General features: G+C 62.2%; 19 protein-coding genes and 2 pseudogenes. 13 read left to right on the forward strand and 8 right to left on the reverse strand.

Annotation, left to right across the window (positions count from 1 at the left end):
* Positions 1-98: 98 nt before the first annotated feature.
* Positions 99-1,535 (reverse strand): MFS transporter, encoded by a 1,437-nt coding sequence (locus tag NKH37_RS01230; RefSeq protein ID WP_353004503.1) that lies wholly within the window; start codon positions 1,533-1,535, stop codon positions 99-101.
* Between the two features lie 72 nt (positions 1,536-1,607).
* A complete protein-coding gene (locus NKH37_RS01235; RefSeq protein WP_353004502.1) occupies positions 1,608-4,457 on the reverse strand; it encodes an ATP-binding protein in 2,850 nt (949 codons plus the stop codon).
* 200 nt (positions 4,458-4,657) lie between these two features.
* On the opposite strand from NKH37_RS01235, the gene NKH37_RS01240 reads away from it, so the two are divergent.
* The 6 genes from NKH37_RS01240 (at position 4,658) to NKH37_RS01265 (ending at position 9,885) form a co-directional block, all read left to right on the forward strand.
* Entirely contained in the window at positions 4,658-5,932 is a 1,275-nt protein-coding gene (locus tag NKH37_RS01240; protein WP_353004500.1) for an epoxide hydrolase family protein, read from the forward strand.
* A 32-nt stretch (positions 5,933-5,964) separates the two neighbouring features.
* Positions 5,965-6,381, forward strand: coding sequence for an organic hydroperoxide resistance protein (locus NKH37_RS01245; protein WP_352860449.1), 417 nt, complete (start codon positions 5,965-5,967; stop codon positions 6,379-6,381).
* 59 nt (positions 6,382-6,440) lie between these two features.
* Positions 6,441-7,499 carry an alpha/beta fold hydrolase gene (locus tag NKH37_RS01250; protein WP_353004499.1) on the forward strand — a complete coding sequence of 353 codons (1,059 nt, stop codon included), beginning with the start codon at positions 6,441-6,443 and terminating at the stop codon, positions 7,497-7,499.
* An 82-nt stretch (positions 7,500-7,581) separates the two neighbouring features.
* Entirely contained in the window at positions 7,582-8,034 is a 453-nt protein-coding gene (locus NKH37_RS01255) for a cytochrome P460 family protein (RefSeq protein WP_353004662.1), read from the forward strand.
* Positions 8,035-8,146: 112 nt separating this feature from the next.
* Entirely contained in the window at positions 8,147-8,923 is a 777-nt protein-coding gene (locus tag NKH37_RS01260; RefSeq protein ID WP_353004498.1) for an alpha/beta fold hydrolase, read from the forward strand.
* Positions 8,920-9,885 carry a quinone oxidoreductase family protein gene (locus tag NKH37_RS01265; protein WP_353004497.1) on the forward strand — a complete coding sequence of 322 codons (966 nt, stop codon included), beginning with the start codon at positions 8,920-8,922 and terminating at the stop codon, positions 9,883-9,885. The genes NKH37_RS01260 and NKH37_RS01265 overlap by 4 nt, the downstream gene beginning before the upstream one ends.
* 106 nt (positions 9,886-9,991) lie before the next feature.
* On the opposite strand, the gene NKH37_RS01270 is transcribed toward NKH37_RS01265, so the two are convergent.
* Positions 9,992-10,129: a hypothetical protein gene (locus NKH37_RS01270; RefSeq protein WP_353004495.1), complete on the reverse strand. Its 138-nt coding sequence runs from the start codon at positions 10,127-10,129 to the stop codon at positions 9,992-9,994.
* Positions 10,130-10,518: 389 nt separating this feature from the next.
* Between NKH37_RS01270 and NKH37_RS01275 the strand changes: the two are divergent.
* A pseudogene (locus NKH37_RS01275) lies at positions 10,519-10,802 on the forward strand (pyocin activator PrtN family protein).
* 163 nt (positions 10,803-10,965) lie between these two features.
* Here NKH37_RS01275 and NKH37_RS01285 read toward each other — a convergent pair.
* A complete protein-coding gene (locus NKH37_RS01285) occupies positions 10,966-11,370 on the reverse strand; it encodes a MerR family transcriptional regulator (RefSeq protein WP_353004493.1) in 405 nt (134 codons plus the stop codon).
* A 161-nt stretch (positions 11,371-11,531) separates the two neighbouring features.
* On the opposite strand from NKH37_RS01285, the gene NKH37_RS01290 reads away from it, so the two are divergent.
* The 5 genes from NKH37_RS01290 to NKH37_RS01310 all read left to right on the forward strand — a co-directional run bounded on the left by NKH37_RS01290 (position 11,532) and on the right by NKH37_RS01310 (position 16,365).
* A complete protein-coding gene (locus NKH37_RS01290) occupies positions 11,532-11,999 on the forward strand; it encodes a hypothetical protein (protein WP_353004491.1) in 468 nt (155 codons plus the stop codon).
* Between the two features lie 66 nt (positions 12,000-12,065).
* Complete coding sequence (locus tag NKH37_RS01295) at positions 12,066-14,195, forward strand: heavy metal translocating P-type ATPase (RefSeq protein ID WP_353004489.1); 2,130 nt, start codon at positions 12,066-12,068, stop codon at positions 14,193-14,195.
* Positions 14,196-14,211: 16 nt separating this feature from the next.
* The gene (locus tag NKH37_RS01300) at positions 14,212-14,703 is read left to right on the forward strand and encodes a copper chaperone PCu(A)C (protein ID WP_353004487.1); all 492 of its coding nucleotides are present in this window, start codon (positions 14,212-14,214) and stop codon (positions 14,701-14,703) included.
* On the forward strand, positions 14,700-15,311 hold the full coding sequence (locus NKH37_RS01305) for an SCO family protein (protein ID WP_353004485.1): 612 nt from the start codon (positions 14,700-14,702) through the stop codon (positions 15,309-15,311). The genes NKH37_RS01300 and NKH37_RS01305 overlap by 4 nt, the downstream gene beginning before the upstream one ends.
* Positions 15,304-16,365 (forward strand): flavin-containing monooxygenase, encoded by a 1,062-nt coding sequence (locus NKH37_RS01310; RefSeq protein ID WP_353004484.1) that lies wholly within the window; start codon positions 15,304-15,306, stop codon positions 16,363-16,365. Before NKH37_RS01305 ends, NKH37_RS01310 begins: the two co-directional genes overlap by 8 nt.
* Positions 16,366-16,369: 4 nt before the next feature.
* Here NKH37_RS01310 and NKH37_RS01315 read toward each other — a convergent pair whose 3' ends face one another.
* The 4 genes and pseudogenes from NKH37_RS01315 to NKH37_RS01330 all read right to left on the reverse strand — a co-directional run.
* Complete coding sequence (locus tag NKH37_RS01315; protein ID WP_353004483.1) at positions 16,370-17,026, reverse strand: DsbA family protein; 657 nt, start codon at positions 17,024-17,026, stop codon at positions 16,370-16,372.
* Positions 17,023-17,454, reverse strand: a complete 432-nt coding sequence (locus tag NKH37_RS01320) for a disulfide bond formation protein B (RefSeq protein WP_353004481.1) — start codon at positions 17,452-17,454, stop codon at positions 17,023-17,025. The genes NKH37_RS01315 and NKH37_RS01320 overlap by 4 nt, the downstream gene beginning before the upstream one ends.
* A complete protein-coding gene (locus tag NKH37_RS01325; protein WP_353004479.1) occupies positions 17,451-18,191 on the reverse strand; it encodes a cytochrome c biogenesis CcdA family protein in 741 nt (246 codons plus the stop codon). The genes NKH37_RS01320 and NKH37_RS01325 overlap by 4 nt, the downstream gene beginning before the upstream one ends.
* A 506-nt stretch (positions 18,192-18,697) precedes the next feature.
* Positions 18,698-18,885 (reverse strand): annotated as a pseudogene (locus tag NKH37_RS01330) (transcriptional regulator); the annotation flags it as partial.
* A 208-nt stretch (positions 18,886-19,093) separates the two neighbouring features.
* Here NKH37_RS01330 and mntR point away from each other — a divergent pair.
* Positions 19,094-19,624, forward strand: a complete 531-nt coding sequence (gene mntR / locus NKH37_RS01335; RefSeq protein ID WP_353004476.1) for a manganese-binding transcriptional regulator MntR — start codon at positions 19,094-19,096, stop codon at positions 19,622-19,624.
* The last annotated feature ends 159 nt before the right edge of the window (positions 19,625-19,783 follow it).

Below are 19,783 nucleotides of genomic sequence, written 5' to 3' on the forward strand. Positions count from 1 at the left end.
GCTGGAGGGGGTTCTGGACCGGCAGCCTCCTGCGGGCTCGCGCGCTCATGAAATCGGAGGCGGCAGAATGATCTGCAATTCCACAAACCGGCGCTGGCCTACCCACCCATCGCTCTCAACCCTTTGCGTACCGAAGGCCAGATCACGACAAAGGAAAGCAGCGCCGCGCCCAGGCTCACCGTCGCCATGGCCGGTTGCATGTTCGCCTCGCCGCCGAAGACATGTTCGGCCACCAATGGCACGAGCGTCGGCCCGAGCCCGATGCCGAGCAGCGCCGTAATGGTGAGAGAAAGCGCAATCGTTGTGGCGCGCATCTCGTTCGGCACGTTTTCCTGCATGACGACGTGCCCAATCACATAGCCGCTTATCGAACCAAAGGCCCAGATGGCGAAGGAGAGCGTCATCTGCTGCTCAGTAGCGGCGAAAAACGTCGTTGAGGCTCCTGCGATCGCCAAGGTGCAGCATCCAAGAAGCGGGACGATGCGGGCTGCCAGGCCCCAGCGCCGCACGATCCAGTCCGAGAGCGCGCCGCCGGCAAGCGATGCAACGACCCCGCTGGTCGTGATCGACAACGCGATAAGGCCGCCCGCCTCAAGTGGGGTCATACCATGCGTGCGCTGCAGGAGTGTCGGCAACCAGGAGAGGAAAGCGTAGTTGCCAATCCCGAGCGCCCCTTTGCTCAGACACAACCTGAGCACTGCGCCGTTGTCGGCACCCAGTTGGCGGAGCACCCCCCCGAGTGGCAGCAGACCCGAGAGGTGCCGCCGCTGCGGCTCGCGGATGAGCAGAAGCAGCGGCAGCAGCAACAGACCCGGCATCCCAACCAGCACGAACATCTGCCGCCACGGCGCCAGCGGCCCGATCAACGCAATCGGCTCAAGCGAGGCGAAAGCCAGCACTACACCCCCAACGAACATCGCGACGCCTGTGCCGAACGTGGCGCCGAGCGAAAATATACCGAGCGCAATGCCCCGCCGACGGGAAGAAAAGCTATCGAAGATCAGCGCCGAAGCTGCCGGGACCAGCGCCGCCTCGCCGAGTCCCACCGCGACCCTCGCGGCAAAAAAGCTCCAGAAGTCGCCAGCCAACCCGCAGGCAAACGTCGCTACACACCAGAGCGCAATGCCGGTCATGATTACATTGCGGCGGTTAGCCCAATCGGCGAGCCGGCCGCACGGTAAACCTGCCAGCGCGAAGATCACGGCAAATCCGGCGCCCTGCAGCAGACTGACCTCAAAGTCCGTCAAAATCAGATCTGCTCGGATAGGATCGACCACGAGATTGATTACAAGTCGGTCGGTGAAGGAAATCAGCAAGGCAAGGCACAGAACGATGACCGTGTACCAACTGGCAGCCGTAGAAATATTCTGCACCGTATTAGGCCTGTCATCGTCCAATAGAGTGTTCCCCACGGCACCCTCGCCCATCCTTAAACCCTCGCGCAAAAAGCAACCTGTGGCAAATGAATCGCAAGCCGAGGTATCGAGGTGTTCGGGCAGGTCGGCAGTCAGACGCGCTGCGTACTCGACGGTCACGAGCTGCTCGGTGTAAGATGACGTCGCGGCCCGGCACGGGCTTTTGCCGTTGTCGCATATTGCGGAACCAAACTAACTCTGCGTTGCGAGCAGACGTGCAGCTGACTTCAGATCAGCAGTATCCAAACCCTCAACGAAGCGCTCGAACCGCGGCCGGAGATGCGCTCGGGCGGTTTCGTGTTCTCTGCGATCGATCAGAAGGGTAGCCAGGTCGATCGCGGCGCGCAGCTCCCACCCCCACGCGCCCTGACCTTGGCTCATTTCGAGTGACCGCCTAAAGTAGGTCTCAGCCTCGTTGGTGCCAGACTGCACTGACGCCAAAACAAGGCTGCCCTTCACGCGCAGCAATTCCGGCATATAGCAGAGATCTCCGTTTGCCTCGACCGACAGGATCGTGTCGTCGAGCAGTGCGAGGGCCTCTGTAAGCCGGCCCGTGGCGGCAAGGCCTTGAACGAGCGCGACGTTGAGCGGGGTGGTGAGCAGTTCGTAGGGTGCTACGTGGAGCTCCGCGAGACTGCGTTGCAGGCTCTGGATTCCCCTCTCCGCATCGCCTCGACGAATGGCCAGTTCTCCCTTAAAGCCTCGTCCTAGCGCCAGATACGGTCCGAGAGAGTGGGGTTCCGCACGCAAGAAGAGACGGTCTATATGCTCGTCAGCGCGGTCGAGATCGCCGACCCAAAGGAACACGGAAACGGCCCAGACAAGAGCGATCGACAGCGTCAGCGGATGGTTCAGGATCTCTGCGTCCTTGATTGTAAGCAGCGCGCGTTCCACGGCCCGATCCGGATGGCCTTGCAGCCAAAGCGTCCTTGCCAGGATCGCGCCGGCGAGGACTCTCCCGTCGAAGCCGAGATAGTTGGTCGTAGTCCGGCCAGAGCGCGGCCCGTATCGCAATGCGGCTTGGAGCGCGGTCTGTGCGCGCCCGAATTCTCCATTGAGGTGTAGCGAAATTCCCATCAACGAATGCGCCAATGACGTGGAGACGGAATCCTCCAGCGCGTCGGCAACGGCGAAACAGCGTTCCGCGTAGGTGAGAGCCGTCCTGAAATCACCTGTACGCAAATGGAACATCTGCAATGGCCCGAGAACCTGAATCTGATCGAGCGCATCGCCACGCTCCTCGGCAATGGAGAAGCTTCTGTTCAGCGCCATATGCGCTGCGTCCCTTCCCCCGCGCGTGAACATCAGAGAGACACCGAGGGCTGCCTGAAGGAGCATCTCGTCTCGTCCTCCGCGTGTGGTGTCGTCGAGCGCAAGAACCGCTTGAGCCGTCCACCGATGGCATTCGGTGAGCAAGGACATCGACAGGAAGACAGGAGCGGCGGCGGCGGCAAGGCGAATGCCAAGCCGAGCATCCCCGTTGGGTCCGAAGCACCATTCCAGAGCCGCACGCACATTGGCTAGGCCGGCAAGGTGAAGTGACCGTTGCGCTGCGCTTGACAAGGTTGGCCACTCAGCCCCCGTCTCCTCCAGCCATCGCAGACAATAAGTCGCGTGCCGGGAGGCCAAATCCGTGAGTTCGGCATCCTGAGAATCGAACTGGAGGACATGCGCCCGCGTCGTATCGAGCAGCCGGTAGCGCATTGTAGCCCCAGCCGGCCTTGCTGCGACCATCGACTTCGCCACGAGACTGTCGATGGCGCCAAATACCAGCGCCTCGTCGACGGTGGGGCTCGTCACTATTGCCAACGCCGCCTCAATCGAAAAATGCCCAACGAACACGGCAAGCCGGCGAAGCACCAGGCGCTCGAACTCCGACAGCAGCCCGAAGCTCCAGTCCAAAGTAGCCTGAAGGTTTTTCTGACGCGGCGGTGCAGTACGTTGACCCGGCCACATGAGGGCCAGGCGCTCGTCGAGAAGCATCGCAGTCTTCTGCAGGCCATAGCTCCCAACCCGTCCTGCTGCCAGTTCGATGGCGAGCGGCACGCCATCGAGCTTCCGACAGATGTGCGCCACGACCCCGGCATCCGAATCGTCGAGGTCAAGACGAGCACCGCTCGCCGCTGCGCGCTCCAAGAACAGCTCGGTCGCAGGGAACGCCTGCGCAACTGCCGCGGTGGGTTCCAAATCGTTCGGCGGGCAAGCAAGCGACGCGAGCTTATAGACGTGCTCGCCTTCGACCTGGAGAGCCTCCCGGCTCGTCGCCAGGATGTGGGCCTTCCCCGCGGAAGCGAATATGCGGGCGGCCAGGTCTGCCGCCGCGTCGATGACATGCTCGCAGGTGTCCAGGATCAGGAGGGTTCTCTTGTCAGCCAGGTATGTGATGAGAGCGGACGTGGCGTCGTCGGACTGAAGTGACAGCCCCAGCATCGAGGCTACGGTCGGCGCAACCAGCTTGGGATCATTCAGCGCGCCAAGATCGACGAAATGCACGGCGCCAGCGAACGCATCGACCAGGAGATGCCCGGCCGCCACCGCAACGGTGGTCTTGCCGACCCCACCCGTGCCGACGATCGTGACGAAGCGCGCGGCAGCCAAAGCCGCGGAGAGCGCGGCCGTGTCGTCGGTTCGCCCAACCATGCGGGCCAGTCGGCTCGGGAGGTTGGCCTGCGGGTAGCTGGCGGCGGCCTCGCTTCGCGCATCGTCCCGCCCGGCCGATCGCGAGACCGGCGCCACGAAGCAATAGCCCCGGCCCTTCAAGGTAGCGATGTAGCGCGCGCCGTCTTTGCCGTCGCCCAACGCCTTTCTGAGATTGGCCATGTGAAACCGCAGACTGCCCTCCTCGACGGTGACGTCGGGCCAGACGTGCGCCAACAAATCCTTCTTGCTGATCACCTCGTTGGCGCGGGCAGCCAACGTCGCCAGGATATCGAAAGCGCGCCCGCCCAGATCGACGGTGGTGCCTTGCCGCAAGAGCAGCCGTTCGCGGACGGTAAGCGTAAACGGACCAAACGATATCGTGTCGCTTGCAGGCCCTATCATGAGACTCCCTTCGCGGCCCGGCTCATGCAGGCGACCACTCCACCCATGAGAAGAACAAAATTGGGGGCTTCGCTGCAAGCCTGCATTCGCCGACGAGCGCTAACGTTGCATCATAATGCATAACGGGCACCTCGGGCGATCTCCTTCTATGTGTCGAAAGCAGCAAGAACCTTTCTGCCGACAGGACAAGGAGAACCACCATGCCCGCATCATCGCCATCGCTCACGCGGCGAAGCCTGCTTGCCGCATCAGCGGCCACAGGCGCCTTGAGCCTGCTTCCAGCAATGGCGCGCGCGAGCGTAGACAGCGAAGCTGTCCATCCCTTTCGCGTCGACATTCCGGAAGAGGCAATCGTCGATCTTCATCGACGTCTGGCAACGACGCGCTGGCCCCTGCGGGAAACCGTCACGGATCAGTCGCAGGGCGTGCAACTCGCAAAGCTCCAGAATCTCCTTCACTATTGGACGACCGATTACGACTGGCGGAAGGTCGAGGCGAAGCTCAACGCTCTGCCTATGTTCGTCACCGAAATCGACGGCGTTGCTATCCACTTCATCCACGTCCGGTCCCGCCATGAGAATGCGATGCCGATGATCATGACGCATGGTTGGCCCGGCTCGATCCTAGAATTCATGAAGGTCATCGGGCCGCTGACCGATCCCACAGCCCATGGCGGCGCTGCCGGGGACGCCTTCCATCTCATCGTGCCGTCAATCCCCGGCTTCGGCTTTTCCGGGAAGCCGACGGAGACCGGCTGGGGCTCAGACCATATCGGCCGTGCCTGGGGCGTGCTGATGGGGCGGCTGGGTTACGACCGCTACGTCTCACAGGGCGGCGACTGCGGTTCCGTCATTTCTCATCGCATGGCGCTGCAGAAGGTGCCTGCGCTCATTGGCATACACGTCAACATGCCAGGCACCGTTCCGAAAGAGATCGCGGCGATCCTCACAGCCGGCGGACCAGCCCCCGGCCATCTCACCGAGACGGAAAGAGCGGCGTTCGATGCGCTCGACACCTTCTACAAGGACAGTTCCGGCTATGCCGCCATGATGGTCACGCGGCCGCAGACCATCGGCTACTCCCTAGTGGATTCGCCGGTCGGCCTGGCCGCATGGATCTACGAAAAGCTCGCGCAGTGGACCTATAGCGGCGGGGAGCCCGAGCGGGTTCTGACCAAGGACGAGATGCTCGACGACATCTCGCTTTACTGGCTCACCACCTCCGGAACCTCCGCGGCGCGGATCTACTGGGAAGACCATTCCAACAATTTCAATGCCGTGGAAATCGCCAATCTTCCGGTCGCCGTGACGGTTTTCCCCGGCGAAATCTACTGCGCGCCGCGAAGCTGGGCCGAGCGCTGCTACCACAACCTCATCTATTTCCATGAGGCCAAGAGCGGCGGGCATTTCGCGGCCTGGGAACAGCCGGAGATCTTCACAAAGGAGGTCCGTGCAGCTTTCAGATCGCTGCGCTGATCGTAGATCCAATTTCATACAGGATGCATGCGATGACTAAACAAGCAAAACGACTCTACACAGCGAAGGTGCGCACAACGGGCGGCCGGGAGGGTGGCTCGCGCAGTTCCGACGGCAGGCTGGACATCAGGCTCTCGACGCCCGGCGGCGCGGGCAGCGGCACCAATCCCGAGCAGCTTTTTGCTGCCGGTTGGTCGGCATGTTTCGAGGGCGCGATGGCGATCGCCGCGCGCAAGATGAACATCGTGTTGCCTGCGGATCTTGCGATCGATGCGGAGGTCGATCTCAACAGCAACGACGGCGCCTTCTTTCTCAGCGCCCGGCTCAATGTGAGCCTGCCAGGGATGGATCGCAACGACGCCCGGGCGGTCGTCGATGCCGCTAATCAGACCTGTCCCTACTCGAAGGCCACGCGCGGCAACATCGAAGTCGAAATGAACCTGATCTAGTCCCTCGGTCTTGGCAATCGCGCTGCCGAGACTGCCCCGTAAGCAAAGGCAATACTCCCATGAACGCAATCAAGTTTCCGGAAGTCATAGACCATCACCGCCGGCGCCTGTTCGGCATCGCTGCGGCTACCGTCGCTCTAGCTCAGCTAGGGGCGGTCCGAAGCTCGAATGCTCAGGACGGAGAGCAGACCGCTGTAGTCAGCGCAACCGGATCGCGCACCGCGTTCGCGCCGCTAAAGCAGATCCATGCTGGTCTGCTGAACGTCGGATATGCCGAGGATGGCCCAGCGGATGGGCCTCCCGTCATACTGCTGCATGGCTGGCCATACGACATCTACAGTTATGTCGATGTCGCGCCACTGCTTGCGGGAGCCGGCTATCGGGTAATCATCCCTTATCTGCGCGGCCACGGAACGACGCGGTTCCTGTCGGATGCCACGCTTCGCAACGGGCAGCAGGCCGCGCTGGCGGTCGATATCATCGACCTAATGGATGCCCTGGGCGTCGAAAAGGCGATCGTCGCCGGCTACGACTGGGGCGCACGGACGGCAAATATCCTTGCCGCGCTCTGGCCCGAGCGCTGCACGGCCATGGTGTCGGTCAGCGGCTATCTGATCGGCAGCCAGACGGCCAACAAGGCGCCGTTGCCGCCGCAGGCCGAACTGCAATGGTGGTATCAATTCTACTTCTCGACAGACCGCGGCCGCGCCGGCTATGCGAAATACACGGATGACTTCGCCAGGCTGATCTGGAAACTCGCCTCGCCGCACTGGAACTTCGACGACGCGACCTTCGCCAGAAGCGCCGCCGCGTTCCGGAATCCCGACCACGTCGATATCGTTATCCACAACTACCGTTGGCGGCTCGGCCTTGCAGAAGGCGAGCGCCGCTATGACGAGCTAGAGGAAAAGCTCGCCAAAGGCCCGGTGATCGATGTGCCAACGATCACGCTGGAGGGCGACGCGAACGGCGCCCCACATCCCGTTCCCACGGCCTATGCGAAAAAATTCTCCGGCAAATACGAGCATCGGCTGATCACGGGCGGCATCGGGCACGACCTGCCGCAGGAAGCGCCCGAGGCGTTCGCAAAGGCCGTCATCGACGTCGACAAGTTCTGAGTGCGGACGGAGCGAGCGCATGAGACGCAATCTTGTAATTGCAGCCGTCATCACCGTGTCGATCGCTCTCGCTATCGGCTGCATGGAGATCGACATCGTTCGAGCTCAGAACAACACAGAAGCCTCGCCGATCTATGGCGTGACGATCCCGGACGGTTACCGCAGGTGGGAGCTCATCGCGCCAGCCCTGGAAGGCGATCCGCTGAACGAGCTTCGCGCTGTCGTGGGAAATACAGTCGCAATGGATGCCTATCGAAATAGCACGCTGCCGTTCCCGGACGGTTCCGTCCTGGTCAAGCTCGCTTGGAAGCGCATGCAGTCGGCCGAGTTCGAACCCGCTTCGGTTCCTGGCGCGGCCACAACGGTGCAGGTCATGGTCAAGGATTCGAAGAAATACGCGTCGAGCGGCGGCTGGGGTTTTGGCCGGTTCATTAATGGCAAGCCAGTCGACGAAGCGCAGGACGAAACATGCTTCGCCTGCCACGAGGCGCGTGTCCAGGGACACGACTACGTCTTTACCCGCTACGCGCCGTAACTCGGTTCCCACGCAGAGAAACGCAGGGCACGAGGGCGAGTTGGCGGCATCCCCGCCCCTCACCTGCGCTCGACGCGGTGAAGACCGCACCCCACAACGAAAGGATGTTCCAATGAAAATCTTGCTCGCAGGCCTCGCAATTATCGCGGCCACGCTCGGTAACGCCCAAGCGCAGCCTGACAAACCCACCATCGTCCTGGTTCACGGTGCCTTCGCCGACTCTTCGAGTTGGAACGGTGTCGTTGAGATTCTTGAAAAGGACGGCTTTTCCGTCGTGGCGGCAGCCAATCCGCTGCGAGGCGTCAGAAGCGACGGAGACTATGTCGCCGGCGTGCTTTCCTCGATAAAAAGCCCGGTCGTTCTCGTCGGCCATTCCTATGGCGGGTCGGTGATCAGCGACGCTGCCGATGGTCATGCCAATGTGAAGGCGCTGGTCTATGTCGCCGCATTTGCGCCGGAGGCGGGTGAAACCGCTGCGCAACTTGCAGGAAAGTTTCCAGGCAGCACGCTGGGTCCGACACTCGCTCCTCCTGTCGCGCTGTCAGGCGGTGGAAAGGATCTCTACATTCAGCAGGACAAGTTCCACGATCAGTTTGCCGCCGACGCTCCCGAAGCGCAAGCCAGACTGATGGCCGCAACGCAGCGGCCAATCGCGGAAGCCGCCCTCAACGAAGCCCAGGCCAAGGCTGCTTGGAAGAGCATTCCAAGCTGGTTCATCTACGGCGACGCGGACAAGAACATCCCGCCGCGAGCATCTGCCTACATGGCTGGACGGGCTCACGCCCGCGAAACGATCGCGATTAAGGGTGCTTCGCATGTGGTGATGGTGTCGAATCCTGGGCCCGTAGCGCGGCTGATCGAGAATGCCGCCAGGGAGATATCGCGATGAAAGCCGTCGTCATGAACCGCACCGGGGGACCTGATGCGCTCGAAATCGTCGAGCGCCCCGAAACTGCGCCCGCGAGCGGACAAGTTCTGGTCGAGGTCGCCGCGGCGGGCGTGAACTTCATGGACATCGGCGTCCGCCAGGGCATGGCCTGGACGGAAACGCCCAATCCCAAGGTTCTGGGCGTAGAGGGTGCCGGGCGGGTACTCGCCGTCGGCGATGGAGTCGAGCATTTCCGGCCCGGACAACGGGTTGCCTGGGTGTACGCGCCTGGAAGCTACACAGATCGGGCGATGGTACCGGCGGATGCGCTCGTGCCGATTCCGGACGGGATCGATGATCGCACGGCCGCGTCCGTGATGATGCAGGGGCTGACTGCCAGCCACTTCGCCACCGACTTCTATCCCGTCCAGCCCGGCGACGTGGCGCTGGTCCATGCGGCGGCGGGCGGCGTCGGATTGCTGCTCACCCAGATCATAAAGCTGAGGGGCGGGCACGTGATCGGCCGCGTCTCGTCCGCAAACAAAACCGCCGTGGCAAGAGAGGCCGGAGCAGACCATGTGATCGTGGACACTGAGGGGCGATTCGCCGAGGAAGTCGTTCGAATGTCCGGTGAAGGCGTCCACGTCGTCTTCGACGGTTCCGGCCCGAAGACCTTTCAGGCTTCGCTCGACTCCCTGCGTCGCTCCGGCACCTTCTGCTGGTACGGCCCGGTGCTGGGCGGTCCCGGACCGCTGGACATCATGAGCCTGCCGAAAAGCATCAAGATCGGCTACGCAAGGTTCTTCGATCATATCCACACGCCGGCACTGCTTCGCGCCCGCACCGGACAACTATTCGACTGGATCGCCAGCGGCGATCTGAAGATCCGGATCGGCGGCGTTTACCCGCTCGCCGAAGCAGCATGCGCACATGCCGATATGGAAAGCCGTGGCACCACGGGAAAGCTTCTGCTCATTCCCTGAGCCATCCGGTCTTCCTCACGATACGGTTTTCGCGAGGCGTCAATAGGCAAAGTTTCCGAGATCATTCCGCCGGTTGGCGCGCCGACATTCGCAAGGAAACGTCTCGTCATGGCTGACCAGCAATCAGCGCGTCATAGGCCGTCAGGACCGCCTCTATGGTCTCGACACAGTCGATTTCGGGATGATTGGTGAGCTCGAAGACGGCGATCAACCCGTCCCCCAGGTTCTCCGCGCAAGTAGGCACGGAAGACCCTGTAGGCGTAAGCGTAAGCGGAAACGGGAGATACTTAGGCGCCAGTGCACCAGCATTCCGGCTCGAAAACTCACCCCCTGAAGTTCACAGGTTCAAATCCTGATAGTCACGCACTCTGAAACGCGACCCATTTGTGCCCAAGCGCTGTTGACGAGTACGACAGCAGTACAACTTCGAGGAGGTGACGCCCCTCAAGTTTTTGAATAGACGTTGCTTTTCGCGACATCCGTCCAATCCATCATAGGTGCAATGGCGAATTTCCTATATTTTTCAATCATTTATAGACAGTTTTTAAACCACGTTGAGATTGGACAGACTGACATTGCCGGCCTCTATGATATGTTACTCATTTCATTCTATTTTTCAAAGCGTAACCATCAATGTCACTCAACACCGCTTTTCTGCTCATGGCACAATACGATGGTAAGGCCGTCATTCCGCTGGATGAGGTTCGTCGCGATTACTTTTCGCACTAACGCTCCTGAAATATCTTCGCAAGCTCAGTTCAGGCGACATTGCCCTGCCGCTCATGCGAATAGAAACAAGTCAGAAATATGCCAAGGGTGTCCATCTTTTGCAGGATTTGGCAGACTACATTGATAGGCGCAGACAGGTGGCCCAAAGAGAGTTTTCCCAGATGGGCGGTTGGAAAATGCAGATGTAGCGTGCAGCCTTGACGGCTGTAGTTGGTGGCGCTGAGATAGCCGCCGAGGACTCGAAGTCGTGCTCGATGAAGGCTCTGGTCTCGGCTTTGTCGAACGGGTGTGCCGTTCCCGCGATCAGGCCAGATTTTACTGCGGCGACGATGATCTCTACCCCCGTTATCTCTACCCCGGCGACAAGGACTCGATAATCCGGCAATCGGCCACCACGCCGCAGCCGCACTGGTCAATCATGCGGTCAAGCTCTAGTTTGAGCGCCGCCAAGTCGCGAACCTTGCGCTCGACCTCAGCGCGATGCTCCTTGGCGATCGCGTCGACTGCCGCGCAGGATTGGTGCCGGTCGTCGGAGAGTGTCAGCAGGGCGCGGATCTGGTCCAGGGAGAACCCAAGGTCGCGTGCTCGTCGGATGAAGCTCAGGCGGTTAAGATGCGCTCTGTCATAGGACCGATAGTTACCCTCGGTTCGCGCCGGGGCTGGCAGAAGCCCGGACTTCTCGTAGAAGCGAACCGTTTCCACCTTGGTGCCGGTCTCGCGGGCCAAGTGGCCGATGGTCAGTGCGCGCGCATTCATGATTTGACCCTGTAGTCGCTACAGACAGTAATCCTTGCCTCTAAGCCGCAAAGGCATGGCTGTCGAGACAGGAATGCGATGCGCAAGCGCAATCACATGATCGCCTTCGCGACCCTCTACACCGTCGCGATCGTCGTCTCGGATATGTCCTGCTCGGTGTAGTGGCAGCGGGACTGTTCACTCTTGGCTTCGTGGGCGGCCTCTTCATCTGGCTGGCGATGCCGCAGCGGTCGGCCTTTGCCGACATCCGCGTACCCTATTTCATCACGCTCGGCTTCTTCGTGCTGCACAAGATCGAAGAGCGCGAAATCGACTTCTTCCCGGCTCTGTCGCAGCTCACTGGCGTTCCTGTTCCAGAAGCCAGCTCGCCGTACTGCTCTACGCTCGCCGCCGGGTGGCTCCAGGTCCCGCTGTTGATGCCGCGACGCTACTCGTTCGGTTACTATCTCGCCTGGACCTTCTTCACCTCTATGGGCGAAATCGAGCTGGCGCATTTCCTATTCCCGCTGTTCGTGAGTCGACTCTACGGCTACTTCCCAGGCACGGTAAGTGTCGTGCCGCTCGCCCCTGCCGCCTGTTGGGGTCTTTATCGGATGACATTTGCCGCTGCGATCAAGCCGGCGAAATGAGCCCTTGACCCTATAGTGACTACAGGGACTAGGTATGATGTCACAGCGAAGAATCGAGGTGACACGATGGCTGCTGCAAGCCCGCTCAAACTGCAGATCGAAGGCATGGACTGCGCGGCCTGCGCGCTGAAGATCGAGACCGCGATGAAGCGCCTGCCGGGCGTTAACGACATCAATGTCAGCTATTCGGCGGGAACGCTTGCGCTGAACGTCGATCCGGACAGGACCTCGCAGCGCACGATCGAGGAGAAGATCAGGGCGCTGGGCTACCAGCCCGCCGGCTCCGCGCCGGAAGCCAGGACAGCGCTGCCCACAAAGCGCGTCCGGGAGCCATGGTGGCGGGGAACGAAGGCCCGGCTGGTGTTCATGACCGGGGCGCTGTTCGCTGCGGCCTTCGTCGCGAGCTTCTTCCTGCCCGAATGGGATACATCGCTCTACGCGACCGCGGCGCTCATCAGCATCGTGCCCTTCGCGCGCCGCGCCGTTGCCGGAGCGCTGGCGGGCTCGCCCTTCACCATCGAAACGCTAATGTCAGTCGCCGCTCTCGGGGCGGTGGCGATCGCGGAGGCTGAAGAGGCCGCCGTCGTCATCTTCCTGTTTGCCGTCGGCGAGCTTCTGGAAACCGTCGCGGCCGGGCGCGCGCGCGCTGGCATCGAGGCCCTGATCGACCTCGTGCCGCGAATGGCACTCAGGGTGACCGGCAACGGGCAGACAGAAAGCGTTTCCGTCGAGGCGCTCGCCATAGACGACCGGGTCCTCGTCCGTCCCGGCGACAAGATTCCCTCCGACGGCGTCGTCGAGGACGGCTCCTCGGAAGTAAACGAAGCACCCGTCACGGGCGAGTCCGTGCCGGTCCTCAAGGAAGCCGGCGCCAAGGTCTTTGCCGGATCGATCAACGCAAATGGCGAACTGCGCGTCAGGATCACCCACGTCGCCGCAGACAATACCATCGCGCGCATCATCCACATGGTCGAGGAGGCGCAGGAATCGAAGGCACCGACCGCGCGGATGATCGACCGCTTCTCGCGCTGGTACACGCCGGGCACCATGGCCGTCGCGGCGCTAATCATCGTCGTGCCGCCGCTCGCCTTCGGCGGCGACTGGATGACATGGATTTACCGCGGCCTCGCGACGTTGCTCATCGCCTGCCCATGCGCCCTCGTTATTTCGACTCCGGCAGCGATTGCGTCGGGTCTTGCCGCGGGGGCACGTCAGGGCCTGCTCATAAAAGGCGGCGCAGCACTCGAAACGCTCGGCAAGGTCGTCACCGTCGCCTTCGACAAGACGGGCACGCTGACACGCGGCCATCCGAAGGTGACCGACGTGGTCGCACTGTTGGGCTCCGAGGACGATGTGCTCGCCAGGGCCGCCGCTGTTGAGCGGAATGTCAGCCATCCGCTCGGCATAGCGATCGTCGAAGCGGCGAAGGAACGCGCGTTGGAGCTTCCTGCTGCCTTCGGCGGCGGTATCGCCGTGCCGGGCAAGGCAGTCACCGCGCGGCTCAAATCCGGCTTCGCCTCGGTCGGCTCGCCGCGCCATGCAGCGGAAGAGACCGAAATTCCCGCTGACGTGCGCGACCGAATTCTCGCGCTTGAGAGCGAAGGCAAAACAGTCGTCGTCTTGATGGCCGGCAAGAAGATCGAAGGACTGATCGCGCTGCGCGACGAACCGCGGGACGATGCGGCGGAAGGCGTGCGTCGGCTGAAAGAACGCGGCGTGAACGTCCTGATGCTATCGGGTGACAACCAGCGCACGGCGAACGCCATCGCCGCCGGCCTCGGCCTTGAAGCCAGGGGCGAACTTCTGCCCGACGCCAAGCTTGCCGAAATCGGCAGGCTAAAGGAGGCAGGCCCGATCGCCATGGTTGGCGACGGCATAAACGACGCGCCCGCGCTCGCCGCCGCCTCGGTCGGCATCGCCATGGGAGGTGGAACGGACGTCGCGCTGGAAACCGCCGACGCTGCGCTGCTGCGCGACCGGGTGGAAGGCGTTGCCGATCTCGTGGAGCTCTCGCAGGCGACGCTAGGCAACATCTGGCAGAACATCGCCCTCGCGCTCGCGCTCAAGGCCGTTTTCCTCGCAACCACGCTGTTCGGCGTGACCACACTCTGGATGGCCATCCTCGCCGACACGGGGGCGACCGTGCTCGTCACTGCGAACGCGCTTCGCCTGTTGGCTTACCGGCCGTCGAAATAACCGGAGGGAAGTAGCATTGCATACGAGACTTGCCGCGGCGCTCGCCGCATTCATCACCCTTATCGGGGCGGCTTCGGCGCACGACTTCATGGTCGGCCCGATCGAGATCAATCATCTGTGGTCGCGGCCGACGCCGCCCTCCGCACCCGTGGCCAGCGGTTATATGACGCTGACCAACAGTGGTTCCGAGGCCGACCGTCTCGTTCGGGTGATGTCGCCCATCGCCGAGCGCGCCGAAATCCATCGTTCACTCGTCGAGAACGGCGTTGCCAGCATGCGTCCCATTGAGGGTGGGCTGGCGGTCGAACCAGGCGCGACCGTCGATTTCGAAGTCGAGAAACTGCACATTATGTTCATCGGGCCGGACAGGCAGTTGAAGGACGGTGAAAAATTCCCGGCCACGCTCGTCTTCGAAAACGCCGGGGCGATCGAGGTCGATTTCGTTGTCCAGAGGAAAACGGGCGTGGCCGCGACCGAGGACCATTCCGGACACGGCAATACCAAGTGAGCGGCGTGAAGATGTTCAGGATCGCCACCTGGGCCGCGGTCGCCGTGCTGGCTGGCGTACTGATCGCATTCAGCGGTCTTTTGCCGGACACTGGTTCTGCGCCTGAGGGCACCGCGACGGGAAGCGCTCGCGTCGGCGATCCCTTCAGCCTTACCTCGCACAAGGGTGAGTCGGTCGACAATGCGAAGCTGGCGGGCAAGCCTTATCTCGTCTTCTTTGGCTTCACCCACTGCCCGGACATCTGCCCCACGACGCTCTATGAGCTCACCGACCTGATGGCGGCACTCGGTCGGGCGGCCGACCGCTTCACGCCTCTGTTCATTACCGTCGATCCGGAACGCGATACGCAGGCAGTGCTTGCCGAATACATGACCGCCTTCGACCCACGCATCATCGCGCTTCGCGGCGACCAGGCAGAAACCGATGCCACGGTGAAGGCGTTCGCCGCCTACTACCGCAAGGTGCCGACCGACGGTGGCGGCTACACGATGGACCACACAGCGGGCGTGATCCTGATGAACGCCGAGGGGCGTTTCGCGGGCACGCTCGACATGCACGAGCCGCGCGAGACGGTGCTGGCGAAACTGAAGAGGCTGGTCGGTGGCTGATGGCCGGCTCGACGTTCTTGTGATCGGCGCCGGCCAGGCGGGCCTCGCAACCGGCTATCACCTAAAACGCAGGAGTCTGGATTTCTACATCATCGAGCAGTCGACACGGGTCGGCGACAGTTGGCGCAAGCGATACGAATCCTTGACGCTGTTCACGCCTCGCGCCTTCAGCGCGCTTCCCGGCTTGCCGCTCGCCGACGATCCGGATGGTTATCCGTCGCGCGAGGAATTCGCCGACTACCTGCAAGACTATGCTGCCCGATGGCGGCTCCCGGTCGCCACCAGCGTGCGCGTGGTCGAGTTGACCAGGGACGGCGGTGACTTCCTTGCGATGCTGTCCGACGGCAGCACGGCACGATCCCGTTCGGTCGTCGTTGCCACGGGGGGCTTCCAAAATCCCACGCGCCCGGCGATCGCGGCCGGGTTCGACGCGTCGGTCGTCCAGTTCGATCCCGAGAGCTATCGGAATCCGCAAAGTACTCCGCCTGGCCGCGTTCTGGTCGTCGGCGACGGCGCGTCGGGCCGTGACATTTCCGCGGAGCTTGCCGCGACAAACGACACCTTTCTTGCGGTGGGCAAGCCGCGCCGGCTTTTTCCCGAGCGCATACTCGGCCGAAGCGTCTGGTGGTGGCTCAAGAAGCTGGGGCTGATGCGGGCGCGATCCGGCAGCTTGCCGGGTCGCATCATGCGCCGCGCCGATCCTTTTCCGGATCGCGGCCGAAGCCTGCCCGCACTTCGAGCGGCGAGTGTCTGCATCGTACCTCGTCTGGTCGGGGCGGAAGGACGAATCGCGGCGCTCGCCGATGGAACCCGCATCGAGGTCGATGCGGTCGTCTGGGCGATCGGCTACCGCGACGACTTCAACTGGCTTCGAGTTCCGGAGGCGAAGGATGCCGATAATAAGATCCTGTACGCGGACGGCGTCTCGCCGGTGTCGGGCTTGTTCTTCGTCGGTCGCTCGTGGCAGCGCAGTCGTGCTTCGGCACTCGTCATGGGAGCCGGCGACGATGCAGCAGCAATCGTGCAGCGTATATCCCTAACAAGGTCGTCCTAACCGTTCACTGGCTCGGCGCAGCTACCCGCGCGGCCGTCACTTCCGCCGCCACGAGATCGTTGAGCTGCTGAGGCCCAAAGGAGGGAAGCGGCTTGCCGTTGACGAAGAAAGTCGGCGTGCCCTGCAAATTGATCGCCTTCATGTCGGCCATGTCCTGTCCAAGCACGGCCGTTATCGCCGGCGCTTTCGCATCCTCGCGCGCCTTGGCGACATCAAGACCGGCTTCGCCGGCGAAGGTCCATGCCTTCTCCAGGTCCGGGGCGCCATGGACCGCCCATTGCGGCTGTTCAAAGAACAGCTTCTCCAGCACCGGCTCGAACTTGTCCTGCAGGCGCGCGGCTTCGAGGATACGAATGGCTTCGTCCGAGCCTTCGTGCAGCGACGCATAGCGGATCACAAGTTTTGTTTCGTTTGGGAAGGCGCCCATGATCTGCTTCACGATGGGATAGAACGCCCGACACGCCTCGCAGGAGGGATCGAGGAACTCGACGATCGTTACCGGAGCGTCGGCCGGGCCGATCACGGGCGAATGGGTGCGGACGAGATTGCTCTCGTCCTGCGGCGCTGTCCCGTCCGTGTTCCTCGGATAGTAGGCCGCGGCGGCGGCAAATGCCGCGGCAGCGAGGGCGACGGTCCCGATAATGATGACGCGGCGGTTCATGATGTGGATCTCCGTCGTGCGAGAAGCAGGCAGGCGATGATGGCGGTGAATGCGAGAACCGACAAAGCCGGGAGGGGCCACCCTCCGAGGATGGTCATGTCGGCGCTCGAACAAGACGGCCCGACACCGCAGGGTTCGATCGCCTCCGGAATGATTCCGGCATAGAGCAGCGTGTGGAAGCCGGCGACCAGCCATCCGCCGACGGCGAGCGGCGTTGCATAGACCCATGCACCGGCGTCAGATCGGTAGGACGCGATCGCCAGGATGATCGCCAGCGGGAACATGAATGCCCGCTGGAACCAGCAGAGATTGCACGGGACCTGGCCCATCACCTCGCCGACAAAGAGCACCGTAAGGCTCGCCGCGAGCGCGACCGCGAAGGCCGCCAACAGCATTGGCCATGAGCGATCATCGGGCTTGTCGATCATCCTATGCTCCCGAAGGCAGGAAACCGTTCGAGCAGCCAGAAGGCGAACCACGTCATCTGGCCGGTCGCCATCGCCACACCCATCAGGATCATGATGGCTCCCGCCGCAATCTGTAGCACTCGGCCGGCGCGGCGCATGCGCGGCAGGCTTCCCATCAGCGCCTTGGTGAAGATCGCTGCCAGGAGAAACGGGATGCCAAGCCCGAGCGAGTAGAGCGAAAGCAGCACTATGCCGTCGGTCGCGGTTGCCGACACCGCGCTTACCGTCAGGATCGCGCCGAGGATCGGCCCGATGCAGGGCGTCCAGCCGAAGGCGAAGGCGAGGCCCAGCAGATAAGCGCCCAACGGTCCGCCGCCAGACATGCCGCCATGATAGCGGACATCACGCTCCAGCCAGGGAAGCCGCAGCAGTCCGGTCGTGAACACGCCGAACAGGATGACCACCACTCCGCCGACGATGCCCGCTTCATAGCTGTAGGCGCGAAGTAGCCGGCTCAGCGCTGTGGCGCTGGCGCCGAGCGCTACAAACACCGTCGAGAAGCCGAGGATAAAGCAGAGGCTGAGCAACGCCACACCGAGCTTATCGACAGAGGTGGTCCCGTCGCGTGCGCCGCTCGAGTTGCCTGCGATGAAGGAGACATAGCCCGGCACAAGCGGCAGCACGCAGGGCGACAGGAACGAAACCGCCCCCGCCGCGACCGCCGTCACTATGCCGATGTTCGAAATATCGAAGTCCATGCGGCAAACAATGTGCACCCTGAACCCACTGCAGGGTCAACCCAAATCGAGTCGGAACGTCATTCGCCCCGGTAGTCGATCGCGTTTTCACTTTCGAGCAGACGAACGGGGCCCTTGTCTCGTCGAGAAAGGGCGCGCTAATTGCAAGGTTGTGGCCACGGAAGACCCGCGACAGCGCGTGATAGAGCGGCTCGTGGGCGATCATGCGTGCCGTGCCGTAGCCCCAGCATCAGCGCGATGACGTTGTCCGCCAATGACGACCTTCGTCATCATCCTGGCGATGACCGGCAATCACGCTTCAGCATATCCGCCGTAGGGTCATAAGCTCGGATGGCCCTTAGTGAGTGGTCAGCGCTGACTCTCAGCAAACGGCTGTCTGATCCCAGTAGCCGACACCGGCCCATTACGGACAAAAAGCATCGTCAGCTAAGCCGAACACGTCGTGTACAGTTCGCGGGGGTGTTTGCAGGTCCACTTTTCGATCAGTGCCGAAAGACAGCGTCGCGCTACTCTGGCAGCCCAGCAGCCCGCAGCGCATAGCCAAGAGCTTCCGCGAGCGCTGGGGCGCAGTTCACGCGCCCAAACTGCCGGTTGTAGCGAAAGGTTGGATGAAGTTCGAGCACCCGTGCAGCGGCAGCCCTCGCTTCCTCCAGCCGTCGAGTTTGGCAAGCGCAGCGGCCAACTGCACATAGGTGGCCATCGCCATCGCCCAGCAGCGACGGCACGATGCCCATGGTGAGCCAGCTTGTCTACGGCAGTCCAGCCTAGCGAGGGTTACATGTCTACCGCGGCAAACTTGCTGCAACTGTCGACAAGAGTTCCACGAGGGCCCAAACAGAGACATAACCCATCGCTAGGCCTATAATATTTTCGTTACATTCCGAGACCTTATCGGAGAAGAAATGATCCCGACCCCCGAGCGACCAAACGAGGACAATCGTTCGGACGTTGTCAGGGACGCCGACGCTCAGGTCGAGAGGTTTCGCCAGGTACGCAACAATCGGCGAACCGAACTCATGCAGGACTATGTCGAATTGATCGCGGATCTTATCGATCTTGATGGCGAAGCGCGTCAGGTCGAGATCGCGAGAAGGCTAGGCGTCGCCCAACCTACTGTGGCTGGGATGCTCAAAAGGCTGGCCTGCAACGGGCTTATACAGCAGCGACGCTACCGAGGCGTGTTCTTGACGGACGAAGGCATTAAAATGGCGCGATTGAGCCGTGAACGTCACCAGGTTGTCGAAGCCTTCCTTTGCGCCCTTGGGATAAGTCCAAATACGGCGCGGGTTGACGCTGAAGGAATCGAACATCACGTCAGCGCTGAGACGCTCGAGGCATTTCGGGCGTTCATAGTTGGAGCGGCCGCGTGCCGGCGACCGCTCCAGATCGCACTTGCACCTAAGAGTGGAGGAAACGCATGCGACGGCAATTGATAACATCGACAGCTACACCACATCGAACACATCTGCGTGCAAACGCTTAGCGCGGATGCCGGCATCGTGAAGGATGCGCGGGCTTGAGCCGGCACCCTTCGGAGCATGCCACAAAAGCCCAACGTTCCTGACAAACTAAGCCGTTGCTATATTTAACAG

The sequence above is a fragment of the Mesorhizobium sp. M1217 genome (assembly GCF_040318275.1).
Lineage (GTDB): Bacteria > Pseudomonadota > Alphaproteobacteria > Rhizobiales > Rhizobiaceae > Mesorhizobium.